Genomic DNA, 21,494 nt, shown 5'->3' with positions numbered 1-21,494 from the left:
GTTCCAGTAATGATGCTCAGTGACGTAATGGAGGACTATCTGAAGGGTATCTATGAACTACAACGCCGCTCTGATGACCGTATTTCTACCTCGGAGATTGCTGACCATCTCGATGTTACACAACCCACCGTCAGCAGTATGATTGAGAAACTTGCTGACCGAGGGCTTCTTGACTATCAGAAATACGAAGGAGTAACTCTCACTGATGAGGGGGAAACAATTGCGATTGAAGTTATTCGTCACCATCGACTCCTTGAGAGTTACCTTACAGAGCACCTTGATTACGACTTTAGTGAAGTTCACGATGAGGCTGACCGGCTTGAGCATCATATTAGCGAAAAATTCGAACAGCGATTAGCCGAACAACTTGATGATCCAACGACCGACCCACACGGTGATCCAATACCAAGTGAGGATCTTGAACCACCGGCAGAGCCATCGGCTATTCTACTTTCAGCTGCCGATGCTGGTATGAGAGCAACTGTGGTTCGGATCAATGACGACGACGCTGAAACGCTTGAGTATCTGTCTGAAAGGGGGCTTAAACCCAACGGCGAACTTGAGATTATGGATGTTGCTCCTTTTGGAATGATCACTGTTCGCACTGATGATCAGCAACAAATCTCTCTCCCAGAGTCAATCGCAAAAGCCGTTCATATTCATCCAATTGACGAGTGAAATATACCAATACGTTTATTTCAGTACGACATTTGTCGTAAAAATGGTCAGGGGATTTAAGGCAATCAGTAACCTATATTTACAGTATGTCGTCTATTGAACTAACTCCGAGTCAAAAATCAATCCTAAGTGCGCTTGTAAACCTTTACAGCGGCGATGATGATGCAGTAAAAGGAGAAGAAATTGCAGAACAAGTAGATCGAAACCCGGGAACAATCCGTAACCAGATGCAGAGCCTCAAAGCGCTTCAGCTTGTCGAGGGAGTGCCTGGTCCAAAGGGTGGGTACAAGCCAACTGCCAACGCATACGACGCGCTGGATGTCCAACGAATGGATGAACCAGCATTTGTACCGCTTGAGCGGAACGGTGAGGCAATGCCTGAAGCAAATGTCGAAGAGATTGGACTGACCTCTGTTCACCATCCTGAACTGTGCCGAGCAGAAATCCACCTGCAAGGATCAGTACGTGACATCGAAGAAGGCGATGAAATCACTGTTGGCCCAACTCCACTTTCAAAACTTGTCATCGATGGTATTGTCGATGGCAAAGACGAGACTGATGGAATTATCATCCTCCAGATTGCTGGTATGGAAGCGCCAGCCGAACCACCTCAGAAATAACTGCTGCTTTCCTTTATATACTGTCGCTACAATCTCGAACGTGTATCAAAGGCTTTGTATTGAACGGTACCGCATGCGTCTGTATGACAACTACAATTGCGGTACTTGGAGCAGGCTATGCTGGTACCCGTGCAATCCAGCGACTTGGCCGATCCCTTCCCCACGACGGCGAGCTTGTATGGATTTCTGAACATGACTATCACTTAATCCTTCACGAGGTACACCGATGTATCCGTGACCCTTCCGTTCAAGACAGTATTACCATTTCTGTTGATGATCTTATTCCTGATAGTGCAGAGTTTATTCAGTCTGAGGTAACCAAACTTGATACTGACGAGCAGACAGTTGAACTTGCGGAAGCTGAAAACGTCTCTTATGATTATGTCCTTGTTGCACTTGGTAGCCAGACTGCATTTTATGGCATTGACGGGCTTGAAGAGAATTCTCTAACGCTGAAATCACTTGATGATGCTCTTGAGATTCACGATCAAGTGGAACAAGCATCCATCGACGCGAGTCAGGATGACCCTGCACAGGTCGTCGTTGGCGGTGCTGGACTATCAGGTATCCAAACAGCTGGTGAAATTGCTGAATATCGAGATCATAACGATGCGCCAATTGATATTCATCTTGTCGAAGCCCTTGAAGAAATTTATCCTGGGAATGATCCTGGTGTACAACAGAAACTCCGAAGCAAACTCGAAGCCAATGACGTGAATATCCTTACTGATGATCCGATTGTTCAGGCAACAAGTGACCAAGTCCATTTTGACGAACGTGATGCACTTGATTATGATGTTCTGATTTGGACCGGAGGTATTACCGGCCGTGATGCACTTAATGGTATATCCGTCGAAAATGAGCATAACCGACTGATGGCAGGTGAAAACTTCCAGACGTCCGACGAACGCGTGTTTGCTGTTGGTGACAGTGCACTACTTGGAACTGAAGATGATCCCGTACCTCCAACAGCACAGGCAGCTTGGCGTGCTGCCGATGTTGCTGCTGATAACATCATCAATACAATCAACGGAGAGCCACTGAAAGATTACTCACACGTCGATAAAGGAACAGCAATCTCAATCGGCGAAGATGCCGTTGCCCACGATGTTGTCTACATGCCGATAAAATCCATTGGCTCTGTTCCGGCAGCAACACTGAAAAAGATGATTGCTGCTAGATGGATTGCTGACATTACCAGCTGGAGCCGAGCAATGAACGCTTGGGGAGATCTATAGTCTGTACAGTTGAGAACCCAGTTAGCCACGTTGTCATTTACTCCTTTTTGATGGTAAATCGCAGACAACGGCGTTATCGCTTATTTGTGTTTACTCTCGCCTTACAGCGGTTCGAGACGAATTCCTTGGGTCTGTCATAAGAGAGTCAAAGCCCTAATCCTGGATGCCACCGGTCTGTACCGGCTTCTGCCGCTCTTTTTTCCATTGTTTCAAGAATGTTCATCGCTTCTGAGCCAACTTTTGCCGCCCTGTTCTCTCCTGTTACTTTGAACTCGCCTGTAATCCGGTTAGCATATACTGTACATACTGCACCTGCTTGCAGCCCATATATATTTCCAAGTGTGCAGATTGTGCTCGCCTCCATCTCGATGTTTGCTATGTTTTGCTGCTGTAGACGGTCAATAAATGCTTCTGGATCAGTTGCCTGATAGCCATTGTATCCTGGACGGCCCTGTCCGGCATAGAAACTGTCTGTGCTTAGTGTCACTCCGGTATGATAGTCATATCCAAGTCGCTCCGCAGCAGTCACAAGGGCATTCACGACGCGATCATCAGCACTTGCTGGGTATTCTTCTGGAACGTATTCTTTACTTGTCCCCTCTTGTCGCATTGCGGCCGTTGTAATGACAAGATCTCCTGGCTCAATGTCTGATTGTACAGCGCCACATGATCCAACTCGGATCATTGAATCTACTCCCACACGAGCCAATTCTTCAACTGCAATTGCTGTCGACGGACAGCCGATTCCAGTCGATGTGACAGAGATATCTGTTCCGTTATGGACTCCTGTTAGTGTTCGATATTCTCTGTGATTTGCAACCTCTTGATATTGATCCCACTGGTCAGCAATAATCTCCACTCGCTCTGGATTTCCGGGCAACAGTACACGGTCCGCAACATTCTCTGGCGTAACCTCTAGATGATATTGTTCTGTTGTATTTGGATCCTCGCTATCTCGCATGCCTTTGTACTAGCAATTAGGACTGAGAAGATACTTTCGGCGACTAAGCTAAATTTCAGCAATCTGTTCTTTGATAAGCGACTCAGCTCGCCGGATCAACGCATCAACTGACTCACTTTCTCCGTATACACGAATGTATGGCTCTGTTCCACTTGGTCGGATCAGTATCCAACTCTCATCTGGTAGTGTAACCCGAACTCCGTACTCTGTTTTGACACGTCCGTCTGGGAATACATCAGATATTGTCTTTTCAATTCGATGCATAACTTTCGCCTTCTTTTCGTCCGGACATGGAACGCTTTTTTTCCTATATGGACGCTCTGTCACTGGATCTGTCAAGGATTTTATTCCGCCTTCACTGCCTGCCAGAGCAGTTATCATTGCTGCACTAACCACGCCATCAATCCAGCCGCCAAATGCTGGATGGATATGTTTCCACGGCTCTCCGGCAAATACAATTGCAGTCTCGTCCGTTCCATCAGCCCGTTCTCGGCTTATCCCTTCATGCAGTTTCCCTAACGCAACTCGCTCTGTCCGTCCACCTGCTTCGCTTACTTGTTCGTCAACCCGACTTGATGCATTCGGAGTTGTCACAACAACAGGATCTTCGGCTGTACTTTGACCTGTATACCATGCTGCCAGAATTGCTAAAATTGTATCTTCATGTACTACTTCACCATCCTGATCCACAACCACCACTCTATCTGCGTCTCCGTCATGTGCGATACCAAGATCACATTCTCGATCAGCAACAAATGCCCGAAACGATTCAAGCGACTCTGGCGTTGGCTTACTTTCTCGTGCTGGAAATCGTCCATCAACGTTAGCGTTTAGGGAAATCGGCTGTGCTCCAATTTGACTCAGCACCTGTGGAGTTGCATGTCCCGCCATCCCGTTCCCACACCCGACTGCAACTGTTATCTCCTTAACTTTCCCAACATTGTCAATCACATACTGACTTATTTGTGTCCGATACTCGGCCAGAATCTCTTCCGTTTCCGTATTACCCCAGTTTTCCCATGTTGCCGTATCAACTCCCTCCTTATACCGTGTTTCAATTTGGTGCTCTTGCTCCTCACTATACTCAACCCCGTCTGCAAACAATTTGATACCATTATCTTCAGGCGGATTGTGGCTTGCTGTAATCATCACTCCATGTCTACCTTGGCTAGCGTATGCTAATGCTGGTGTTGGCACTTCGCCAACTTTGTACACCGTCCCGCCGCCGCTTGTTAGCCCAGCAGTAACCGCAGCGGCTAATCCTTGGCTTGTTACTCGACCATCATATCCAAGTACAAATGTTGACTCCTCTGCTTCACTTGCAACCGACCGTCCTACCTTAACCCCAAGTTCAGGTGTTACTGTCTCCGCTACATCTCCCCGAATCCCAGCGGTCCCGAATAAGTCCATATGCATTCGTTGTTTGCGATCCACTTAGAGTCTCTTGGTTGCAAAAATACCTAATATGCCGCACTTGTGGGTGAATCGAATACACTCAAATCGCTTTGTTTTCCTTCTGTATTGACTCATCTGTCGAAATTGGCGTCGAACGAACGAAGCTCAAAATGAAAAAGCAAGAATGGTCGGCCAGTTATCTCAGGCCAGTTGTTTATTTACTCGTGATTTTCGAGAGCTTTCTGATACTGTTCGGCGACATGGTCCCAGTTAACGACTTCAAAGAAGTTATCGATAAAGTCGCCACGGGCAGGTCCGTAGTCGTAGTAGTACGAGTGCTCCCAAACGTCAAGTGCCAAGACCGGGTGAGATCCCCAGAGAGCACCCTGGTCGTGTTTGTCTACAACGAGGTTTCGGAGCTGCTTCGATACTGGGTCATATACCAACAGTGCCCAGCCACCTGCCGCTTTGGCGGCTGCTTCAAATTCTCCTTTCCATCCTTCGTATGAGCCAAAGTCTTCTTCAATCCGTTCTCGGAGTTCTCCTTCAGGCTCACCACCACCGTCTGGATGCATATTCTCCCAGAACAGCGTGTGGAGATAATGACCGCTTCCGTTGTGGGTAACGTTCCGGATTGCTGCGCCTGATCCACCAAATTCACCAGCTTCTCTGTTTTCTGCAAGCGTCTCCTCAGCTCCCGCTAACCCATTCACATATCCTTGATGGTGGGTGTCGTGATGCCACTTTAGAACCTGCTCGGAAATATGCGGCTCAAGTGCATCATATTCGTATGGTAGTTCACGAAGTTCTGGATTTGAATACTCTGACATATTTTAGAACCTGTTTATATCTACAACGTGATTATTGATAAAGTTTCCCATGTACCCTAATATTGGGGACAATTAAGTGCAGCACTAAAAGATGATTACGATACATCCGCTAATTTTTCGCTAATAACGTTATGTAAAATAGGTATAATAATATTTTATAAATAGTGTCTGCTATATTATATAAACCCGATAGCGTATTTATAGTAAATGACAGGGCGAAAATCCCCTCAGCTTCAGCCGTGGGTAGCTCAATCGTCAAGGTCTCCGCGTGCCCGTTTAAACATCTGCATTGCTTTTTCTCGTTGTTCGCTGTGATCGACAATTGGGTCTGGATAATCAGAGGCTGCTCTTCGCCGCTGTGTCAGTGAACACTCGTTCCACGAATGGATTACTTCTGGATCAGCATCTTGCAGCTCAGGAACGTATTTCTTAATATACTCAGCATCTGGATCGTACCGTTCGCCCTGTGACATCGGATTAAAAATCCGGAAATACGGCTGGGCATCAGTTCCGGTCGATGCTGCCCACTGCCATCCACCGTTGTTGTTTGCCGTATTGTGATCAGAGAGCTTTTCTTTGAACCACTTGTATCCTTCACGCCAGTCAATTAGGAGATCTTTAGTGAGGAATGATGCGACGATCATTCGAACTCGATTATGCATGTATGCCTCCTCTCTGAGTTGTCTCATTCCAGCATCAACAATTGGATAGCCTGTCTTCCCGTCTTTCCAAGCTTGGAGTGCTTCCGGATCAGATCGCCACTGAATTTCGTTTTCATACTCTTTGAAATTCTCTGTGACAAGGTCGGGATTTGCCCACAGTACCTGAATGTAAAATTCACGCCACCCAAGCTGTGACTGAAATTCTTGGACACTTTCTTCCTCTGAGTCTGTCTCCGCGTTCTCGTACGCTTCCTGTGTCTTCTCGTAGACTTCTCGTATTCCTATTGTGCCAAAGGTAAGATCGGCTGACAGCCGCGATGTGCACTCTGCTGCTGGATAGTCCCGCTTTTCTTCATATTCATAGATTGGTCCGTCGCAGAACTCCAATAGTCGTTTTCGGGCAAGTTCTGTTCCAATTTCTGGCACTGTTGCTTCCGGCTGATCGATGTCCAGATCCGACAGTGTTGGCAGTGGTTTCCCCGTTATCTCAACTAAGCTTTCCTTATCTGGTGTGCCATACGAGGACTCTTTGTCCCGATCACGCCATTTTTTCCAGTAATATGTGTATACCGAATATGGATCCCCATTGTTTGTCGTGATTGATCCCGGCTTGTGGTGTACTGCATCGTGATATGCATTACGTGTGATATCATGATCATCTAGTACCTGTCGTACATCGGCGTCACGTTCACGAGCAATCTTTGTATATGCACGATTCCACGTTACACCTGTCGCGTCGTATTCTTCTGCCAACTCTGGAAGAATTTCCCGCGGGTTTCCATGCTTAACTAACAGATCGCTTCCCTGTTCTCGATACCACGATCGAAGGTGCTTGAGTGCATCCAGCATTGCCGCCACTCGCGGTGACCCTGCGATATCGAGCAACTCAGGATCAAAAATAAACACTGGAAGAACTGATCCTTGACTGGCGGCCTTCGAAAGAGCCATATTATCACTTGCGCGTAAATCACGTCGATGCCAGTGAATTTGCATACCTATACATGTTCCTCCGGTAATTTCAACTTGGGCTTTTTCGACTCCAGAAGACGTTATTGAGTTCTGAACTTCCTCACGGTGTGCCAAACTCAGGGATACGTTCAACAAGGGCTCCGGCAACATCGGCCGGGTACTCCATATGTGGTCGTCGCCGCGTATCATCGAGTACTATCAATCGGCAATCCGCTTCATTAGCGAGGGTTCTACCCCGCTTGAGTGACTCTGTTGTGGACTCTCGTCCCCACAGCAGTGTCGTCGGAACAGTAACGTCCGCAAGAATCGATTCAAGACGTTCTTCTGGATCAAGATATCCAGTTAATCGTGCTGCGGTGACAAACCGACTTCCCGGTTGATGCGCTGTTTTCCACCGATAATCCAGTATATCTGAGTTAGCTTGCACATCACTGTAGAAATCCTTCCGACCAATCCATGAGAGTCCAACTTTACTTGTAATGAAATTATGCATCGCTGTCCCAATTACAGGTGACCGGAGCAACATCAGCATCGTTGCTGACCGAGCGACAGTATAGTCCGCTGGTTCAATCAACGTTAATTGCTCTGCTGTATCTTGTGTTACGATATTCGCTGCGTAGCTTGCTGTTGTTCCTGATGCAATGATGTATGGCTGGTCGGTTACGTCCTCAAGAAAACTCTGTAAAAATGACTGATACAGTGTTGCTGAGTATTTGAGCTTTGGTCGATCTGATCGGCCAAATCCTGGCAGGTCTGGAATAATAACTCGATATGTTTCGGAAAGTTCAGCTACGAGTTCTCTAAACTCAAAGCTTGAACCTGCGACATCAACATCGTGAAGGCACACGACCTCAGGTCCATCTTCGGGACCTGTCTCGGTATACGCAATATCCTGTCCCCGCCATCGGTATGTCTCCTGTGCTCCGAGCACTCCTGGGGAGATACTTCCGCCACTCTCTGCAAGACTCTTGTTTATCGCCGCTCCAACAGCCCCGATCCCTGCCAATGCCAGCTTTGAGCGCCATGTCATATGTAGTAATTGGGTGGGAATAACTTAATTTCTCAGGAAACATATCAAATATCTCTAAGAATAAATATCACTCCAAACGGTGAATATTGATGGTTGCTGATCGGATATCATATAGTTCGTTTGATGTATGTCAATGCAGTTAATGGCCTGAATCCCCACTATACTGGTAATGAGTACGTTTGACGGTGTAATCCTTGATGTAGATGGCACACTTGTTGTCGGCTCAGAACCGATTTCTGGTGCAGTTGATGGATTTAACACGCTTGTTGATGCCGGTATTCAACCATTGTTACTCTCAAATAATCCAACCGAATCTGCACACTATTATCGTGATCGGCTCCTTTCCTGTGGTTTTGATGTCGAAACAGCTTCTGTCTTGACTTCAGCAACGATTACTGGTGAATATCTTGTTCGCAATCATCCTGAAGCTAATCTCTATGTCGTTGGTGAATCCGGTCTCCGTGATGCCCTTACTGACCGTGGTCTCTCGCTAACCTCTGATCCAACACAGGCCGACATTGTTGTTGGCTCAATCGATCGTGGTTTTGATTATGAGGTCCTCTCGCGCGGAGTGGAGGCTCTTGAGCACGCGCGCTTGTTCGTACTGACTGACCCTGACCCGACAATCCCAACAGACGGACGGCCAATGCCCGGGTCTGGTGCAGTGGTTGCAGCACTTGAAGCGGCTGCTGACCGGTCACCAGATATTACGACCGGAAAACCCTCTACAATTGCTACAGATACAGCGCTAAACCGACTTTCTGTTACTCCAGAACGTTGTCTTGTCATTGGTGATCGGCTAAACACAGATATCGCGATGGGTAACCGTGCTGGGATGACAACTGCACTTGTGACTACTGGGATTACTGACCGAGATACAATCTCTTCTTCAGACCACCGGCCAGATTATGTTCTTGATTCATTGGCCGCTGTAGATCAGGTACTATAATAGGTCTGCAATTCCTCTGGACTGGTCTATTCCACAGATTTTCGGCAGCCAACCGTAACGCTTCTTTCCGATGCTATCAAATGGCCATTTGATGACAACAGAATTGACTGTTGAAGGCATGACATGCGAGAAATGCGAAGAAGTTGTTGAAGAGGCACTTGAGATGGCAGACGGCGTTGAGTCTGCCGAAGCAGACCGATATGACAAGGTTGCTATCGTCGAGGGATCTGTCGACGACATTGATACCCTGATTGAACAAGTCGAGTTGGCTGGCTACGAGGCATCCGAGTAACGATCACTTGTCTCCGCACGGACCGAGAATGGTGTGTCTCTTAGATCACTCCCTGCATAATTAATAACCTCCGCCAACACTTAGCGTATATGAACAACGAACCGCAGGAAATCACTGCGCTTGTTGATCTGGATGTTTATTCGAACAGTGGTGTTTATGTTGGGAAAGTTGAAGATCTCCGCATTGATTCAGGTGCAAATCAGGTAACTGGATTAGCACTTCATCGTGTCAACGATGATTTGTTTGATAATGACATTAATCGTAGCCGTGGTGTAATTATTCCATACCGATGGATTCAGGCAGTCGGTGATATTGTCATTGTCAGTGATGTTATTGAGCGGGTTTCAGACGATCCAGAGGAAGCCGAAGGTAACGAACATCAAAATTAGCTAAACAGTTACCACGATGTAGGCAGTTAGCGATTAGTTCTGCGTATCTCACAAAAATGGATTCTTGACTCTTGCTGAACTAGGACCCGTTTCCTTCGCCACTGTCGACGCCCATCGCTTCGAAGAGCCGTTGCTTTACAGCTTTTTCTGTCAACTCAAGTAAGGTATCTCGGTTGTCTTCTGTGACTTCCACGCCGGTAAAAATCCCCATTGGAACCCTGACATTCGCTTGTGTGGAGTGACCTGCTGTTTCCCCGATTTCTTCGTATGCATCCTGCAGAACTTTCCCAATATCAAGACGAATATCTTTAGACCGGGCTGCAAGATAGATTGTGTCCTCAGCAATTCCAAAGACAGCCGTCGTTGAAATCCCTTCAAGATTGAGTAAGTGTTGAGCGGCTTGGTTCAATGCATCACGTTCAGTAATATATCCTGCATTTGAAACTAAGTGTGATCCTCTGACATCTCGATTCTGAATTGCTTCAGCTAACACATCGAGCGTTTCAGGCGACATTGACGGCGACTCAACTTGCTCTAATGTGTCATGATCAGCAAACGGATGTAAGTATGCAGCCGCCGTTAGGTCCGCTGGTGTAGTTTCTTCCTTGAAATCAACGGTTTCTGCACGAATCCCGTACAACAATGCTGTTGCCACAGCCTCACTGACATTCAAGTCCAACTCTTGTGTATATTTTGTGAGAATGGTTGATGTCGAGGAGACATTCGGACGAATATCGACAAATTTGATCTCAGGTATCTCCTCTGGCTCGTGATGATCAATTAGGATGTCATAGTCAGCGTCAACTTCCTCTTCGCCTAAGTCGACCACCGCAAAGAGATCATATTCCGATTTCTCAACCTCATCCCATTCTTGCAGTCCTAAATCTAGCAGATTTACGAATGCACGATTCTCTTGATGTCCTAAATCGCCGTCATAGAGAATGTCTGCCTCGACTCCAACGTGCTCCGCAATTGCCTGTAGCGCTGCTGCGCTTGCGATCGAATCCGGGTCTGGACTATCGTGGGTCAGAATCCCCACTTTCCTGTCGGCTTCCCCGAGCACCTCTACAAGTTGGGCTACCTTGTGCTCCAATTCTCCCGTCTCAAGCGAACGAACTGCATAATCTGCGATGACGTCAGATGGGTTAATTACTACATCAGCACCAGCCGCTTCGAGCTCGTTACTTGATATTGGGTCATCTGCCCGCACAACAACATATGGATCATCGGATACTTCTCGAAGCTGTTCAAGTGCAGCTTGATTGGTCTGCGCGTCAGCAGCCATCATTAGCACAACATCTCGGTTAGCAATTGCTTCGGCGGTTGACTGTTCGGTCATATCCGCCGTCTTGGCGTTCAAATCTTGATCGCGGAGTGCCTCAACTCTGTCCTCATCACGATCTATAATCAGCACATCCTTTCCCTGCTCGGAAAGACGCTCTGCAACGGCAAATCCAACACTACCGCACCCGAGAATCGCATATGAAGACATTGCCGAGACACCTACTCCGCTACTCATGGTATGTTGAGGTATCTCCGCCTAATACTTAACACTCGGGGATTTGATATTATGGCATCAAAAATTGTTAAATTGAATTTAATGCAATTTACACGCTTTATAATGTCTGACGCTCCTTATCGATTGGTGCCGTTGTCTCCTCGATCCATCCACCGTACAGAATCACCGTTGAACTTCCGAAAGGAAACCTATTTGTGAGCCGGTTGTTGATAATATAATGTCTTGGGCCGGTAGCTCAGTTAGGGAGAGCGACGGACTCTTAATCCGTCGGTCGGGGGTTCAAATCCCTCCCGGCCCGCTTTCTTGTATCCCCGAACTTCTTTGTAAATACGTCAGTACCTACCACGTCTGAAGGAATCTCTTTCGGGCCGCTTGACGCGAATTCCAGCACACGGTAACTCTGACTCCCATGCTAGAATCGGAGATGACAGCTTGTCTTCGCCAGCGTCCCAGTCACGTCGACCGATCTGCAATCCTGAAACTCCCAATGCGGAGGTCTCCGTCTTTCAGAACATAGTGAAAGTCAATATTGGTCTGAGCCTGATATTTCATCTGGGTAAGAACAATTCGCTAACAATAGGTATTTGTTCCGTATCTGTCTACTGTCGTCTATGGAGACACTCACAATAGGCCTATTTATGATTGGATTGGCATTTCTTCTGTTCGGCTATCAGTTATATCTGCTACTGGTCGCGCTTTTCGGATTTGGACTTGGAGGTGGTATCACATACTCGTATTTTGCAATCGAAGGTGCTTCGACTGATATCCAGCTGTTGCTCACTGTTATTGTTGGTGCCATCGCTGCTATTGTTTTTGTTTTCATTCAGCGATTTTTGGTAGCGCTTCCCGGATTTTTCCTCGGGGCTTGGATCGGTCGAGCGGCTGCATTTGAATATGGACTCAGCGATTTTGGCACGTTTGCGCTTGTGGTTATCCTTGCTATCTTTGGCGCTGGCCTCGCGTTGTATCTCTTTAAATCTATTATGATCGTGCTCACATCATTCGCTGGGGCGTCAGTCCTCACATTCTCTATCACTGTTGATGATCTGCGATCAGTTGCAGAAACACAATCGCTTGACCCAATTGCCTTCGATATGACTGGAGCAGTCTTTCTCCTTGTTTTTGCCTTTGGCATACTCTTCCAGTTCGGCGTCATGTCGATGTTTGCTGATGACGATGACTCGGGCACAGAGTATCCCAGCACCTATATGGATCGTTAGGCGGCGCGCATGTAAAGTGTCTACAGAGCCTATTCTAGCTATGTCCAAACTCCCCGAATCAGAAGAAGAATGGAAAGAGCAACTTGATTCAGAAGAGTATCATATCCTCCGCGAGGCAGGTACTGAAACGCCACATACAGGCGAACATGTTGATCGCTTTGAAGATGGCACATACCGCTGTGCTGGCTGTGGTGTTGTGCTATTCGACTCAGACACCAAATTCGATCATGGATGTGGCTGGCCAAGCTTCTGGGAAGCAGCGAATGATGATACAATAGAATATCGCGAAGATCGGAGCCACGGAATGGTACGAACTGAAGTTGTCTGTAAAAACTGTGAAGGACACCTGGGACACGTCTTCGAGGACGGTCCAGAACCAACTGGTAAACGATTCTGCATCAATTCCGTTGCACTTGACTTTGAACCTGAGGAATAGTTCGTTTTATCCCGTTATTCTTGATCTGGGCTGTAATTTGGTGCTTCGTCTGTTATGACAACGTCATGTGCGTGGCTTTCTCGCTGCCCAGCTGATGAAACACGCACGAACTCTGCACGATCTTTGAATTCTGGGATTGTCTCTGCACCAACATATCCCATTCCGGACTGCATACCACCAGTGAGCTGGTGAAGCTCACTTTCAAGCGTTCCTTTGTATGGTGTTGCTGCTTCAACACCTTCTGGTACATACTCTTCCTCGTCAGGCTCATCCTTGAGATATCGATTCTCTTCTGGGTCTCCGGATTTCATCGCTCCAACCGATCCCATTCCTCGGTACTGCTTGTACTTCTTGCCGTTCATCGTAATAACTCGGCCAGGCGCTTCGTCAGTACCAGCAAAGTACGATCCAAGCATCACTGCATCAGCTCCGGCAGCAATTGCTTTGATTGCATCACCTGAGTATCGGATACCTCCGTCGGCAATTACTGGAATGTCATACTCAGCAGCAACATCAGCGACTTGCGCAATAGCTGAAATCTGTGGCATTCCAGCACCGGACACAATTCGCGTTGTACAGATTGAACCTGGGCCAATACCAACTTTCATTCCGTCTGCAAATTCAGCTAAGTCTTCTGCTGCTTCGCGAGTGCCAATGTTTCCAACGACAACATCTGCATCAACGGAGGCTTTGATCTCCTTCGCTCCGTCGATGACGTTTTGATTATGTGCGTGTGCCGTATCGATAAATAGAATATCTGCCCCAGCTTCATCAACGCGCTGTGCACGCTCATAGTCAAATGGCCCGACTGCAACACCAACACGAAGCTTACCGTTCTCGTCTCGAACAGCGTCCGTGTATTCACGGCGCTCAATAACGCCAGCCATCGTGACTAATCCCGTGAGTCTATTTTCACTGTCAACAACAGGAACCCGTTCGATTTTATGCTCGTACATTAAATCAAATGCTTCCCGAGCGTCGATGTCCTGTGATGCAGTGACGACTTCATCCGTCATTGCTTCTCGCACCGGATCTTCCTCAGCAACTTCCAGATGCGGACGCACGTCTGTTCCAGAAATAATTCCCAGAACCCGGTCATCTTCATCGACGACTGGTGCACCCCCAATTCCTTCTCGTTCCATCATCCGATCAACTTCTTGCACTGACTGCTCTGGTCGGGCAGTAACAACGTCTTCTCGGTCAATGACTAGCTCGTCAGCCTGTTTGACACGATTGACCTGTTCAACTGCCCACTCAATATCACGATTTCGATGGATAACGCCCAGGCCCCCCTGTCGGGCCATTCCAATTGCCATTTCACTTTCAGTTACTGTATCCATGGCAGCCGACAGTACTGGAACGTTTAGCGAAACATTTGTTGACACCTGTGTTGATAGATTTGCTTCGTCAGGCTCAACAGTACTCTTTTTTGGCCGTAATAAAACATCGTCAAAAGTCAGCGCCTCCGGAACGTCCAATTTCTCGGAGAAAAAACCTGATTCTGAAACGTTGTTCGCCATGTAAACGGTCGGTTGCCAAGAGCAAAAAACGTTGCGAGATACTACGCATACCGGCATTTTCGTGGGGATTGTTACCGTTCTAGTGTATACTCAAGTAATACCCCGTCATCAATTTGCGTGACTGTTTCAAGCGATAATTTTGGAAAGTCTTCGTCAAATCCTTCCCCATCAACGAGTGTTGGCGCATCTCGTCCCCCGATTATCATCGACCCAATGTACACTGATAGTTTATCGACCAATCCGTGTGCAAAAACTGAATAGAGTAACTCCCCACCGCCTTCAATTAACATCGACTCAATTCCATGATCCTCAAGCTCATCAATCGCAGCTGGCAGGTTAACCTTATTATCTCCTGCTACTATCACTGTTGCGCCTGCTTTTTCGAGTTGCCGCTTTCGCTTGGGGTTGATTGTTTCCGCTGTTAGTATATACGTTTCAGCAACGTCATCAAGGACTCGAGCATCTAACGGAGTTCGGCCATCTGAATCAGCAACTACTCGAATTGGGTTTGGCTGCTCCCCCCGCTGTTTCCGCTGCTGTTGCAACGCTGGATCATCAAGATCTAAATGCGGATCATCCGCAATTACTGTCCCCACTCCAACCATAATTGCATCACGTTCTGCCCGTATCTGGTCAACACGATCAAAATCACTAGAACCACTAATCGCAACCTGTTCCCGATCTGCATTCGAGAGCTTTCCATCAACACTTATTGCCGCGTTTACGAGGATGTCCATGTCACTACTCGGTGAGACATATACAAAAAGCCAGAGTCTACAGAGAAAGCAGGCAGAGTGCCTCGGGGTCGTTTGGAAATCGGAGATTTCCATGATGACGAGACGCTTTGCGTCTCGAACCACTTGCCCCCGAGGGTGAATGCCGTCAGAAGGTCATCTTTTAAATATCAATAGAGTGTACTAACAGGTAACGACTAGAAACAAACCACTCAAAGTATGGAAATGAAGACCTCATTTCCGTTGCTGGTCGTTGGAGTAGTTTGGAACTGCGACTCCTCTCAACACCCGCTACGGCGGTGAGACGGGAGTTGTCGGGCGGTGGTGGAGCCGCCGACTCCCGCGGACATACAGTGTGTTCGGGTGTTAATTCCAGCCGACTCCTCGTGGAGAAGGTCGGGCGGAATTACATTCCGTTGCCGGTGCGGTGCAGACCCAAACACGGAAGCCTCAGGGCTTGACCCCGAGGTACTTCACTGGCTGCGTGTTACAGTGGTAGCAAGTCGAAACTCCCCCGAATTAACTGTAGGGAGTCAATTAACACACCAGGACTTAGGTGAGATCATGTTGTGGTCCTGGTGGGGCACGTTCAACGCTGTAGTCGTCCTGCTCCTCATCAACGCTTATTACTGCCCATTCATAGTCGGGGTCGCGATCACGGAGTTGTTGCCGGAGACGCTCCGCTTCTGATGTCGGTGTTACAAAGCAGTGTAGCGATCCAGATTCAGGCAGACTAATGCCGTTTGCTGTTGCTGTTACCTGAACAACTTTCCAATCCCGTTCAGCTCGGAATTGCTGTCCGTCGCCGACGACAGTGTATCCAAGTTGGCTAAAAATTGATTGTGCTTGTTCAGTTAACTCCGTTGTCGCGCTTTCCATCCATGGTAACGTTACACACACTACGCTATAAATGTTGAGGTAATTTTCAGCAAATTTTGCATCGTACAATTGACATGGGAGTTTGGCTGAAACATTTATAATCTGGAGGCCACAACGGCTTTCATTCCGGCACTCGTTTAGTATTCTAATGACGACGGTTCTCGCTCCTGTTCGATATCCGCTTTCGGATCACTCTCGGCGCACACTTGCTGAGGCGGTTGATATCGCCGATGTGGAAGACGGCCACCTCATCGTTCTTCATATCAATGTTTATCAGGAGGGAAAGCGGGTCACGCGCTCGGAGCTCAAACGTGCTGTTGAACGAGAATTTGGTCGAATGGAAAATGCTAGATATCTTATCAGACAGGGGTTCATCGTTGAACAAACAATCCTTGAGACTGTCGCGTCTGAGAACCCTGATACTGTCGTTATCGGTCACAAACAACTGAGTAGATGGCGACGTGCCGTTCGTCGATTATTCAGTGATCCTGATATTGCTTCATTTCTCAATGACCGGATTGATGCTGAACTCGTTGTTGTCTCTCCACCTGATCAGTCTTGAGACTCAATATCCTCATATTGTTCTGGGGGTTGCGGACTTTGCTCAGGAGATAACTGCTCTTTGTCTGTCAACTGTACGGACAGATCGCCGCTATGCTCATCAAAGACCAACTGCTGATGCGGGTACGCGATTTCTACGTCAATGTCTTCGATTGCTTCCCAGATTTTCTCCTGTACTTCTGACCGTACACGAGGCAACCAGTATGGTTGCTCAACCCAGTATCGAAGTGTCAAATGGACTCCGTGGTCCCCAAACTCTTCAATAAAGCAGGTAGGTCGGGCTGGATACCGGACGTTTGTTACCCTGATATCTGGTCCCCCGCTAACTACATCTTCAACATCTCGGGCCGCACGCTCGATTGTTCGTCGCGCTTTATCAAGATCACCTTCATATGTTACAACAATCGATAGTGACTCTCGAGTTCGCTCATCTTCTGCTGAATAGTTTACAATATCCCGTTCGCGGATTGTGGAGTTTGGAATTACGAGGAATGTGTTATCAAGTGTAAACATCTTGGTATATCTGAGCGTGATATCATCGACATATCCCCGTGTATCTTCATTCACCAATTCAATCATGTCACCAATCTCATATGGCTGGTCAGCGAGTACGAACAACCCGCTGATGAAACTCCCAACAATTGGTGCTAAAATCACCGCCAGTACTGCAGAGAAGACTGTGACTGATAGGAGAATTTCACTAAGCTCAAACCCAAGTATACTTGCTGCGATAGCCAGAAAAAGTGTAACTAACGCTGCTCGGACTGTCTGTAATATTGTTCGCACAATACTTGGCCGATCAAATCGCTTGGCGACAGGACGCCGGAGTAATTGAACAGCCCCTCGTGCAATATACCACCCAACAATGACAATTAAAACTGCCAACGCAAAACTCACCAGCGACTCCTGTGACCAATCAACCGCTTCTCTGACTAACTCGCGTATTGTATCGATCACGAGGTAAGTTGATGGATCCAATTCGGCGACCAATTCCGTTGCCACTATGTACATGGTCATTCCCCTTGTGGATAAGTATTATTGCCTCCTTCTCCGTATTTCCATGAGGGCGAACGCCCCGTGAAGTGTCTCATACGCAGTGACCTGTGGCACTTGCGCTGCTATTTCTTATAGAAGTGGTAGGAGAACCTCTCACGGTTTCAGCCGTGGAAAAGAGTCAAATCCTAAGAGTTACTGTCGCTCAATTGCTTGAAATCGCCGTTGTATCTCGTCTGATACTGGACCTGGCGTATTTGCTACTCGATGGCTTGGAATGACCAATGGTATTGGATTTGTTGCTAGTGTCTGCCGAATATGATTGATGTCTTCTCCACTATCACTCTCAAGGCCTGGTACCTGACTGGCAAGTGAGTCTGCTGAAATTGTTGTCCCGTACGGAATCTTCCGGACCTGTTCGAGTACCTTTCGCTGATCAGTAGGCACTGTTAGTGCAATCTCAATGTCTCGGAAGGTCTCTCGATCTCCCTCAAGATACCGTTCGATACAGTCAAACACCACGTGGTTGTCTTCACTTGCTTCTTCATCTGGTTCTTTTGGAAATGAGAGCCGTAATATCTTGCCTCCAGCAACGCCGACCTGTACATAGCAGCCAAGTGCTGGGAATTCTCGAGCATATATGCCTGCTTCTGCTGTCATATATGTTAATATCATGTATGTACAGAAGAATCCCCGCGTCGCTGTCGAAACGCTAACAATTGTCCACAAACATGCACTTAATAATGACTTCTATATTTTCTCTATCTCTGTCTGGGGGTGCTATTCGTGAATATTCGTGTTAACTGGCGTCGTAGTCTCGGACTGACTGGTACTGTTTTGAAAATATTGGCAATTCCACTGCTATTCCCGACACTTGTTGCGCTGTACTATGGAGAGTCGCCGGTTCCGTTTTTAGTTGCAATTGCTATCACCGTTCTTGCTGGATATGGGCTTGAGTACATTGATTCTGGAAAAAAACTTCGTTCCAGAGAGGCGTTCTTGATGGTTTCAATGTCGTGGCTCTTTGTTGCGATGGTTTCTGCTATTCCATTTGTTGCTGCAGGAAACGGTACGATTGCACATCCGATAAACGCGCTATTTGAATCAATGAGCGGTCTTACCACTACTGGAGCAACCGTTCTTCGAGACTTTGACCACCCCCAATCGATTTTAATGTGGCGACAACTTGTCCAATGGCTTGGAGGGCTTGGTATCCTTGTTCTCGCTGTCGCGATTCTTTCTAAGGTCTCTGTTGGTGGTGCACAGCTAATGGAAACAGAGTCCCAGACCCGACGACATACTAAACAACTGACACCTCACATCAAAGATACTGCTCGACTAGTTGGATCCATATACGCTGGTCTTACTGGGCTTGCAATTGTCGTGTTGTATACTTTGTATCTCTTTGATCTCGCTCCGAATATGACGCTGTTCAACGCTGTTGCCCATGCCTTTACGAGCGTTGCAACAGCTGGATTTTCTCCTGAAGCTGGCAGCCTCCGTACGTTTGAGCCGATTGTTCAGTACGCTATTATGCCGTTCATGATCGTTGGTTCAACGAGTTTTGTATTGCTTGCATTTTTACTCCGCGGGCAATTTAGCCGAATCCGACAAAGTGAGGAGCTCCGCTTTTATCTTACCACTCTCGTTCTCTTCAGTGGTTTTGTTATTGTTACGCTATTTGCCTCCGGAAATCCAACGGGCTCTGGATTCGAAGAAACGTTCCGTCAGGCGACGTTCAACGTCGTCTCGATTATCACGACAACCGGTTATGCAAACGCTGACTTTGCAATTTGGACGCCGTACGCAACGCTTTTCCTCTTTCTTGGTATGTTCCTTGGTGGAATGGCTGGTTCAACGACCTGTTCAATCAAATCCATCCGGTGGTTGATGGTATTTAAGTCTCTCCGACGTGATATCTTCACAGCAATTCATCCCGATGCCGTTCGCCCCGTCAGAGTCAACAAGGGAGTTGTTGATGAGGATACAATCCGTGATATCTATGCATATGTCTTGCTTGTTCTCATTGGCTTTGTTCTCACGACAATTCTCATCATTGCTGATACGTCATATCAAGGTGTTGATGCTGCATTCTACGCGGGCACCTTCACTGAGTTCGACGCAATGGGTGCTGCCGCATCGACCTTTTTGAATATTGGCCCGGCATTCGGTCCTGCTGGTCCATTCGGTACATATGATGTCTTTCCGATGACAACGAAAGCAGCAATGATATTTGTGATGTGGGTCGGCCGTATCGAGATTATTCCAGTTCTTGTGTTGTTTTCTCTATCCTATTGGACGTCCTGAATGTGCCGTTAGCTATTTTCTGAGCGTTCACTCTGCTTATCTGCCGTCTTAGCTGTCTTCGTGTTCCGTAGTGTTTCATGAAACCCAAGGACCAGTGCTGGCACAACAATCATGAATATATGCTCCTCGATTGGAATACCAAAAAGATCGATTCCTGTTCGCTTGATAATATCGAAGACACCAACCTCCAACGTATACCAGTCCCAGATGTAGGCCACCGGATACAGTACAATGATAGTTTTGGCGGCGGATCGGAGTGCATTTGCACGGTATAGCAGTATGAATGCAATTGCACCGAAGACGACCTCGGTCGCTAGGTATGTGTATGACCCAAGAATCGTGATATCAGGTAGTGTCACTGCTGACAGTGGCTGAAGAACGACACTCACAAACAACAATCCCAGTAGTACGTATGCCCCTCGTACTAGAACCATTGTTGCTAACTCAGGTTCAAACCGAGTCGCAACCACAGCAATTGCTCCGAATGCAATCGCGGCAACTGGTGCGGATGGAGGAAAAATACCGCTAACAGCTCCCCAAAGGATGCCAATTAGCCCCAGCGCGATCAATAGTTGTGCGAACTCTCTCCCTGGTTGCGGGCCAAGAATAACTGAGACAGTTCGCTTGTTAATTGAGCGATCATACTCGTAATCCTGTTCATCATCGATTATTGAAACGCCTGATAGAATTAGCAGAAATACAACTGCAAACCCAACTGCAGTCAGTGAAAGTGTTCCTGCTTGGATGTAGTACCCGCCAAGAATAGCGAGTGCAATTCCACTCGGATAATCTAGCGTTGCAGTCACTGGATTTGTATCAAACTGCGGAGCGTGTAGATACCCTAGTATCCACGTTGGCGCAGTGAGTAGTACGGCAACCGGCCCGGCCATCACATACAACACTCCAAGTAAAATGATAAATCCTGTTGTCGATCCTATGAGTGCAAGTTTACATCCTTGTGCAGTTAACGGATGGTCCTCGTCTTCACCGCGAATGTAGTAATCAACATATCCATCCTTGACGTGAGCTGTGTATACAGCCAAAAATATTGCCACAACGTGAACAAGTAGCGCCTCACCAGTCACAATGCCCGCTGCCGCCCCGCCAAATACAGCGGATGCCACCGGTGGCAACATAAACACTGGATGTACCTGTGATAAAAGCGCCCGCAAATCTGCCTGTGTTCCGTTTTCGTGGCGTGCAAATGCCATGTGTATTGATAACTAGTCCCGGGTAAGTAAGTCCCTTCCGACATCCCAAATGTTACGGGATTCTTCTTGTTGTCCTCCCCCCCGGGTAAAGCCGGGGGATA

At 47.4% G+C, this 21,494-nt stretch carries 22 protein-coding genes and 1 tRNA gene; 11 read left to right on the top strand and 12 right to left on the bottom strand.

Annotation, left to right across the window (positions count from 1 at the left end):
• The first annotated feature begins 9 nt into the window (after positions 1–9).
• The 3 genes from K0C01_RS03385 (at position 10) to K0C01_RS03375 (ending at position 2,536) form a co-directional block, all read left to right on the top strand.
• Positions 10–678 carry a metal-dependent transcriptional regulator gene (locus K0C01_RS03385; RefSeq protein WP_221170643.1) on the top strand — a complete coding sequence of 223 codons (669 nt, stop codon included), beginning with the start codon at positions 10–12 and terminating at the stop codon, positions 676–678.
• An 86-nt stretch (positions 679–764) separates the two neighbouring features.
• Complete coding sequence (locus K0C01_RS03380; RefSeq protein ID WP_221170642.1) at positions 765–1,298, top strand: Rrf2 family transcriptional regulator; 534 nt, start codon at positions 765–767, stop codon at positions 1,296–1,298.
• Positions 1,299–1,381: 83 nt separating this feature from the next.
• A complete protein-coding gene (locus tag K0C01_RS03375) occupies positions 1,382–2,536 on the top strand; it encodes an NAD(P)/FAD-dependent oxidoreductase (protein WP_221170641.1) in 1,155 nt (384 codons plus the stop codon).
• 145 nt (positions 2,537–2,681) lie between these two features.
• Here K0C01_RS03375 and K0C01_RS03370 read toward each other — a convergent pair whose 3' ends face one another.
• The 5 genes from K0C01_RS03370 to K0C01_RS03350 all read right to left on the bottom strand — a co-directional run bounded on the left by K0C01_RS03370 (position 2,682) and on the right by K0C01_RS03350 (position 8,383).
• Positions 2,682–3,497 (bottom strand): nucleoside phosphorylase, encoded by an 816-nt coding sequence (locus K0C01_RS03370; RefSeq protein ID WP_221170640.1) that lies wholly within the window; start codon positions 3,495–3,497, stop codon positions 2,682–2,684.
• Positions 3,498–3,545: 48 nt separating this feature from the next.
• Positions 3,546–4,907, bottom strand: coding sequence for a phosphopentomutase/phosphoglucosamine mutase (locus tag K0C01_RS03365; RefSeq protein WP_221170639.1), 1,362 nt, complete (start codon positions 4,905–4,907; stop codon positions 3,546–3,548).
• Between the two features lie 203 nt (positions 4,908–5,110).
• On the bottom strand, positions 5,111–5,722 hold the full coding sequence (sod, locus tag K0C01_RS03360; protein WP_221170638.1) for a superoxide dismutase [Mn]: 612 nt from the start codon (positions 5,720–5,722) through the stop codon (positions 5,111–5,113).
• 248 nt (positions 5,723–5,970) lie between these two features.
• On the bottom strand, positions 5,971–7,377 hold the full coding sequence (locus K0C01_RS03355; protein WP_221170637.1) for a cryptochrome/photolyase family protein: 1,407 nt from the start codon (positions 7,375–7,377) through the stop codon (positions 5,971–5,973).
• Between the two features lie 76 nt (positions 7,378–7,453).
• Positions 7,454–8,383, bottom strand: a complete 930-nt coding sequence (locus tag K0C01_RS03350) for an alpha/beta fold hydrolase (protein WP_221170636.1) — start codon at positions 8,381–8,383, stop codon at positions 7,454–7,456.
• A 169-nt stretch (positions 8,384–8,552) separates the two neighbouring features.
• On the opposite strand from K0C01_RS03350, the gene K0C01_RS03345 reads away from it, so the two are divergent.
• The 3 genes from K0C01_RS03345 (at position 8,553) to K0C01_RS03335 (ending at position 10,013) form a co-directional block, all read left to right on the top strand.
• Complete coding sequence (locus tag K0C01_RS03345; protein ID WP_221170635.1) at positions 8,553–9,332, top strand: HAD-IIA family hydrolase; 780 nt, start codon at positions 8,553–8,555, stop codon at positions 9,330–9,332.
• A 91-nt stretch (positions 9,333–9,423) separates the two neighbouring features.
• Complete coding sequence (locus K0C01_RS03340) at positions 9,424–9,624, top strand: heavy-metal-associated domain-containing protein (protein WP_221170634.1); 201 nt, start codon at positions 9,424–9,426, stop codon at positions 9,622–9,624.
• An 89-nt stretch (positions 9,625–9,713) separates the two neighbouring features.
• The gene (locus tag K0C01_RS03335; RefSeq protein WP_221170633.1) at positions 9,714–10,013 is read left to right on the top strand and encodes a PRC-barrel domain-containing protein; all 300 of its coding nucleotides are present in this window, start codon (positions 9,714–9,716) and stop codon (positions 10,011–10,013) included.
• 79 nt (positions 10,014–10,092) lie between these two features.
• Here K0C01_RS03335 and K0C01_RS03330 read toward each other — a convergent pair whose 3' ends face one another.
• Entirely contained in the window at positions 10,093–11,532 is a 1,440-nt protein-coding gene (locus K0C01_RS03330) for a DHH family phosphoesterase (RefSeq protein WP_221170632.1), read from the bottom strand.
• Positions 11,533–11,756: 224 nt separating this feature from the next.
• On the opposite strand from K0C01_RS03330, the gene K0C01_RS03325 reads away from it, so the two are divergent.
• From K0C01_RS03325 to msrB, 3 genes are all read left to right on the top strand, one after another.
• Positions 11,757–11,830: transfer RNA gene (locus tag K0C01_RS03325), tRNA-Lys, on the top strand.
• 313 nt (positions 11,831–12,143) lie between these two features.
• Complete coding sequence (locus K0C01_RS03320; RefSeq protein WP_221170631.1) at positions 12,144–12,752, top strand: hypothetical protein; 609 nt, start codon at positions 12,144–12,146, stop codon at positions 12,750–12,752.
• 40 nt (positions 12,753–12,792) lie between these two features.
• Positions 12,793–13,188, top strand: coding sequence for a peptide-methionine (R)-S-oxide reductase MsrB (msrB, locus tag K0C01_RS03315; protein WP_221171182.1), 396 nt, complete (start codon positions 12,793–12,795; stop codon positions 13,186–13,188).
• Between the two features lie 14 nt (positions 13,189–13,202).
• Here msrB and guaB read toward each other — a convergent pair whose 3' ends face one another.
• From guaB to K0C01_RS03300, 3 genes are all read right to left on the bottom strand, one after another.
• Positions 13,203–14,708: an IMP dehydrogenase gene (gene guaB / locus K0C01_RS03310; RefSeq protein ID WP_221170630.1), complete on the bottom strand. Its 1,506-nt coding sequence runs from the start codon at positions 14,706–14,708 to the stop codon at positions 13,203–13,205.
• 71 nt (positions 14,709–14,779) lie between these two features.
• The gene (locus tag K0C01_RS03305; protein WP_221170629.1) at positions 14,780–15,445 is read right to left on the bottom strand and encodes a 2,5-diamino-6-(ribosylamino)-4(3H)-pyrimidinone 5'-phosphate reductase; all 666 of its coding nucleotides are present in this window, start codon (positions 15,443–15,445) and stop codon (positions 14,780–14,782) included.
• 549 nt (positions 15,446–15,994) lie between these two features.
• Positions 15,995–16,321: a DUF7116 family protein gene (locus K0C01_RS03300; protein ID WP_221170628.1), complete on the bottom strand. Its 327-nt coding sequence runs from the start codon at positions 16,319–16,321 to the stop codon at positions 15,995–15,997.
• 148 nt (positions 16,322–16,469) lie between these two features.
• Between K0C01_RS03300 and K0C01_RS03295 the strand changes: the two genes are divergently transcribed.
• The gene (locus K0C01_RS03295) at positions 16,470–16,883 is read left to right on the top strand and encodes a universal stress protein (RefSeq protein WP_221170627.1); all 414 of its coding nucleotides are present in this window, start codon (positions 16,470–16,472) and stop codon (positions 16,881–16,883) included.
• On the opposite strand, the gene K0C01_RS03290 is transcribed toward K0C01_RS03295, so the two are convergent.
• Together K0C01_RS03290 and K0C01_RS03285 are read right to left on the bottom strand one after the other, a co-directional pair.
• Positions 16,874–17,884, bottom strand: coding sequence for a mechanosensitive ion channel family protein (locus K0C01_RS03290; RefSeq protein WP_255568374.1), 1,011 nt, complete (start codon positions 17,882–17,884; stop codon positions 16,874–16,876). The genes K0C01_RS03295 and K0C01_RS03290 overlap by 10 nt on opposite strands.
• Positions 17,885–18,070: 186 nt before the next feature.
• Positions 18,071–18,550, bottom strand: a complete 480-nt coding sequence (locus tag K0C01_RS03285) for an MGMT family protein (RefSeq protein ID WP_221170625.1) — start codon at positions 18,548–18,550, stop codon at positions 18,071–18,073.
• A gap of 111 nt (positions 18,551–18,661) precedes the next feature.
• Here K0C01_RS03285 and K0C01_RS03280 point away from each other — a divergent pair, with 111 nt between their 5' ends.
• Positions 18,662–20,182: a TrkH family potassium uptake protein gene (locus tag K0C01_RS03280; RefSeq protein ID WP_221170624.1), complete on the top strand. Its 1,521-nt coding sequence runs from the start codon at positions 18,662–18,664 to the stop codon at positions 20,180–20,182.
• An 8-nt stretch (positions 20,183–20,190) separates the two neighbouring features.
• Here the strand turns inward: K0C01_RS03280 and K0C01_RS03275 are convergent, their stop codons facing one another.
• Positions 20,191–21,393 (bottom strand): lycopene cyclase domain-containing protein, encoded by a 1,203-nt coding sequence (locus K0C01_RS03275; protein WP_397541145.1) that lies wholly within the window; start codon positions 21,391–21,393, stop codon positions 20,191–20,193.
• Positions 21,394–21,494: the final 101 nt, after the last annotated feature.

The sequence above is a fragment of the Salinarchaeum sp. IM2453 genome (assembly GCF_019693215.1).
Lineage (GTDB): Archaea > Halobacteriota > Halobacteria > Halobacteriales > Salinarchaeaceae > IM2453.
Note: the sequence above shows the minus strand (reverse complement) of the source record. Positions and strands in the feature narration are given on the sequence as shown.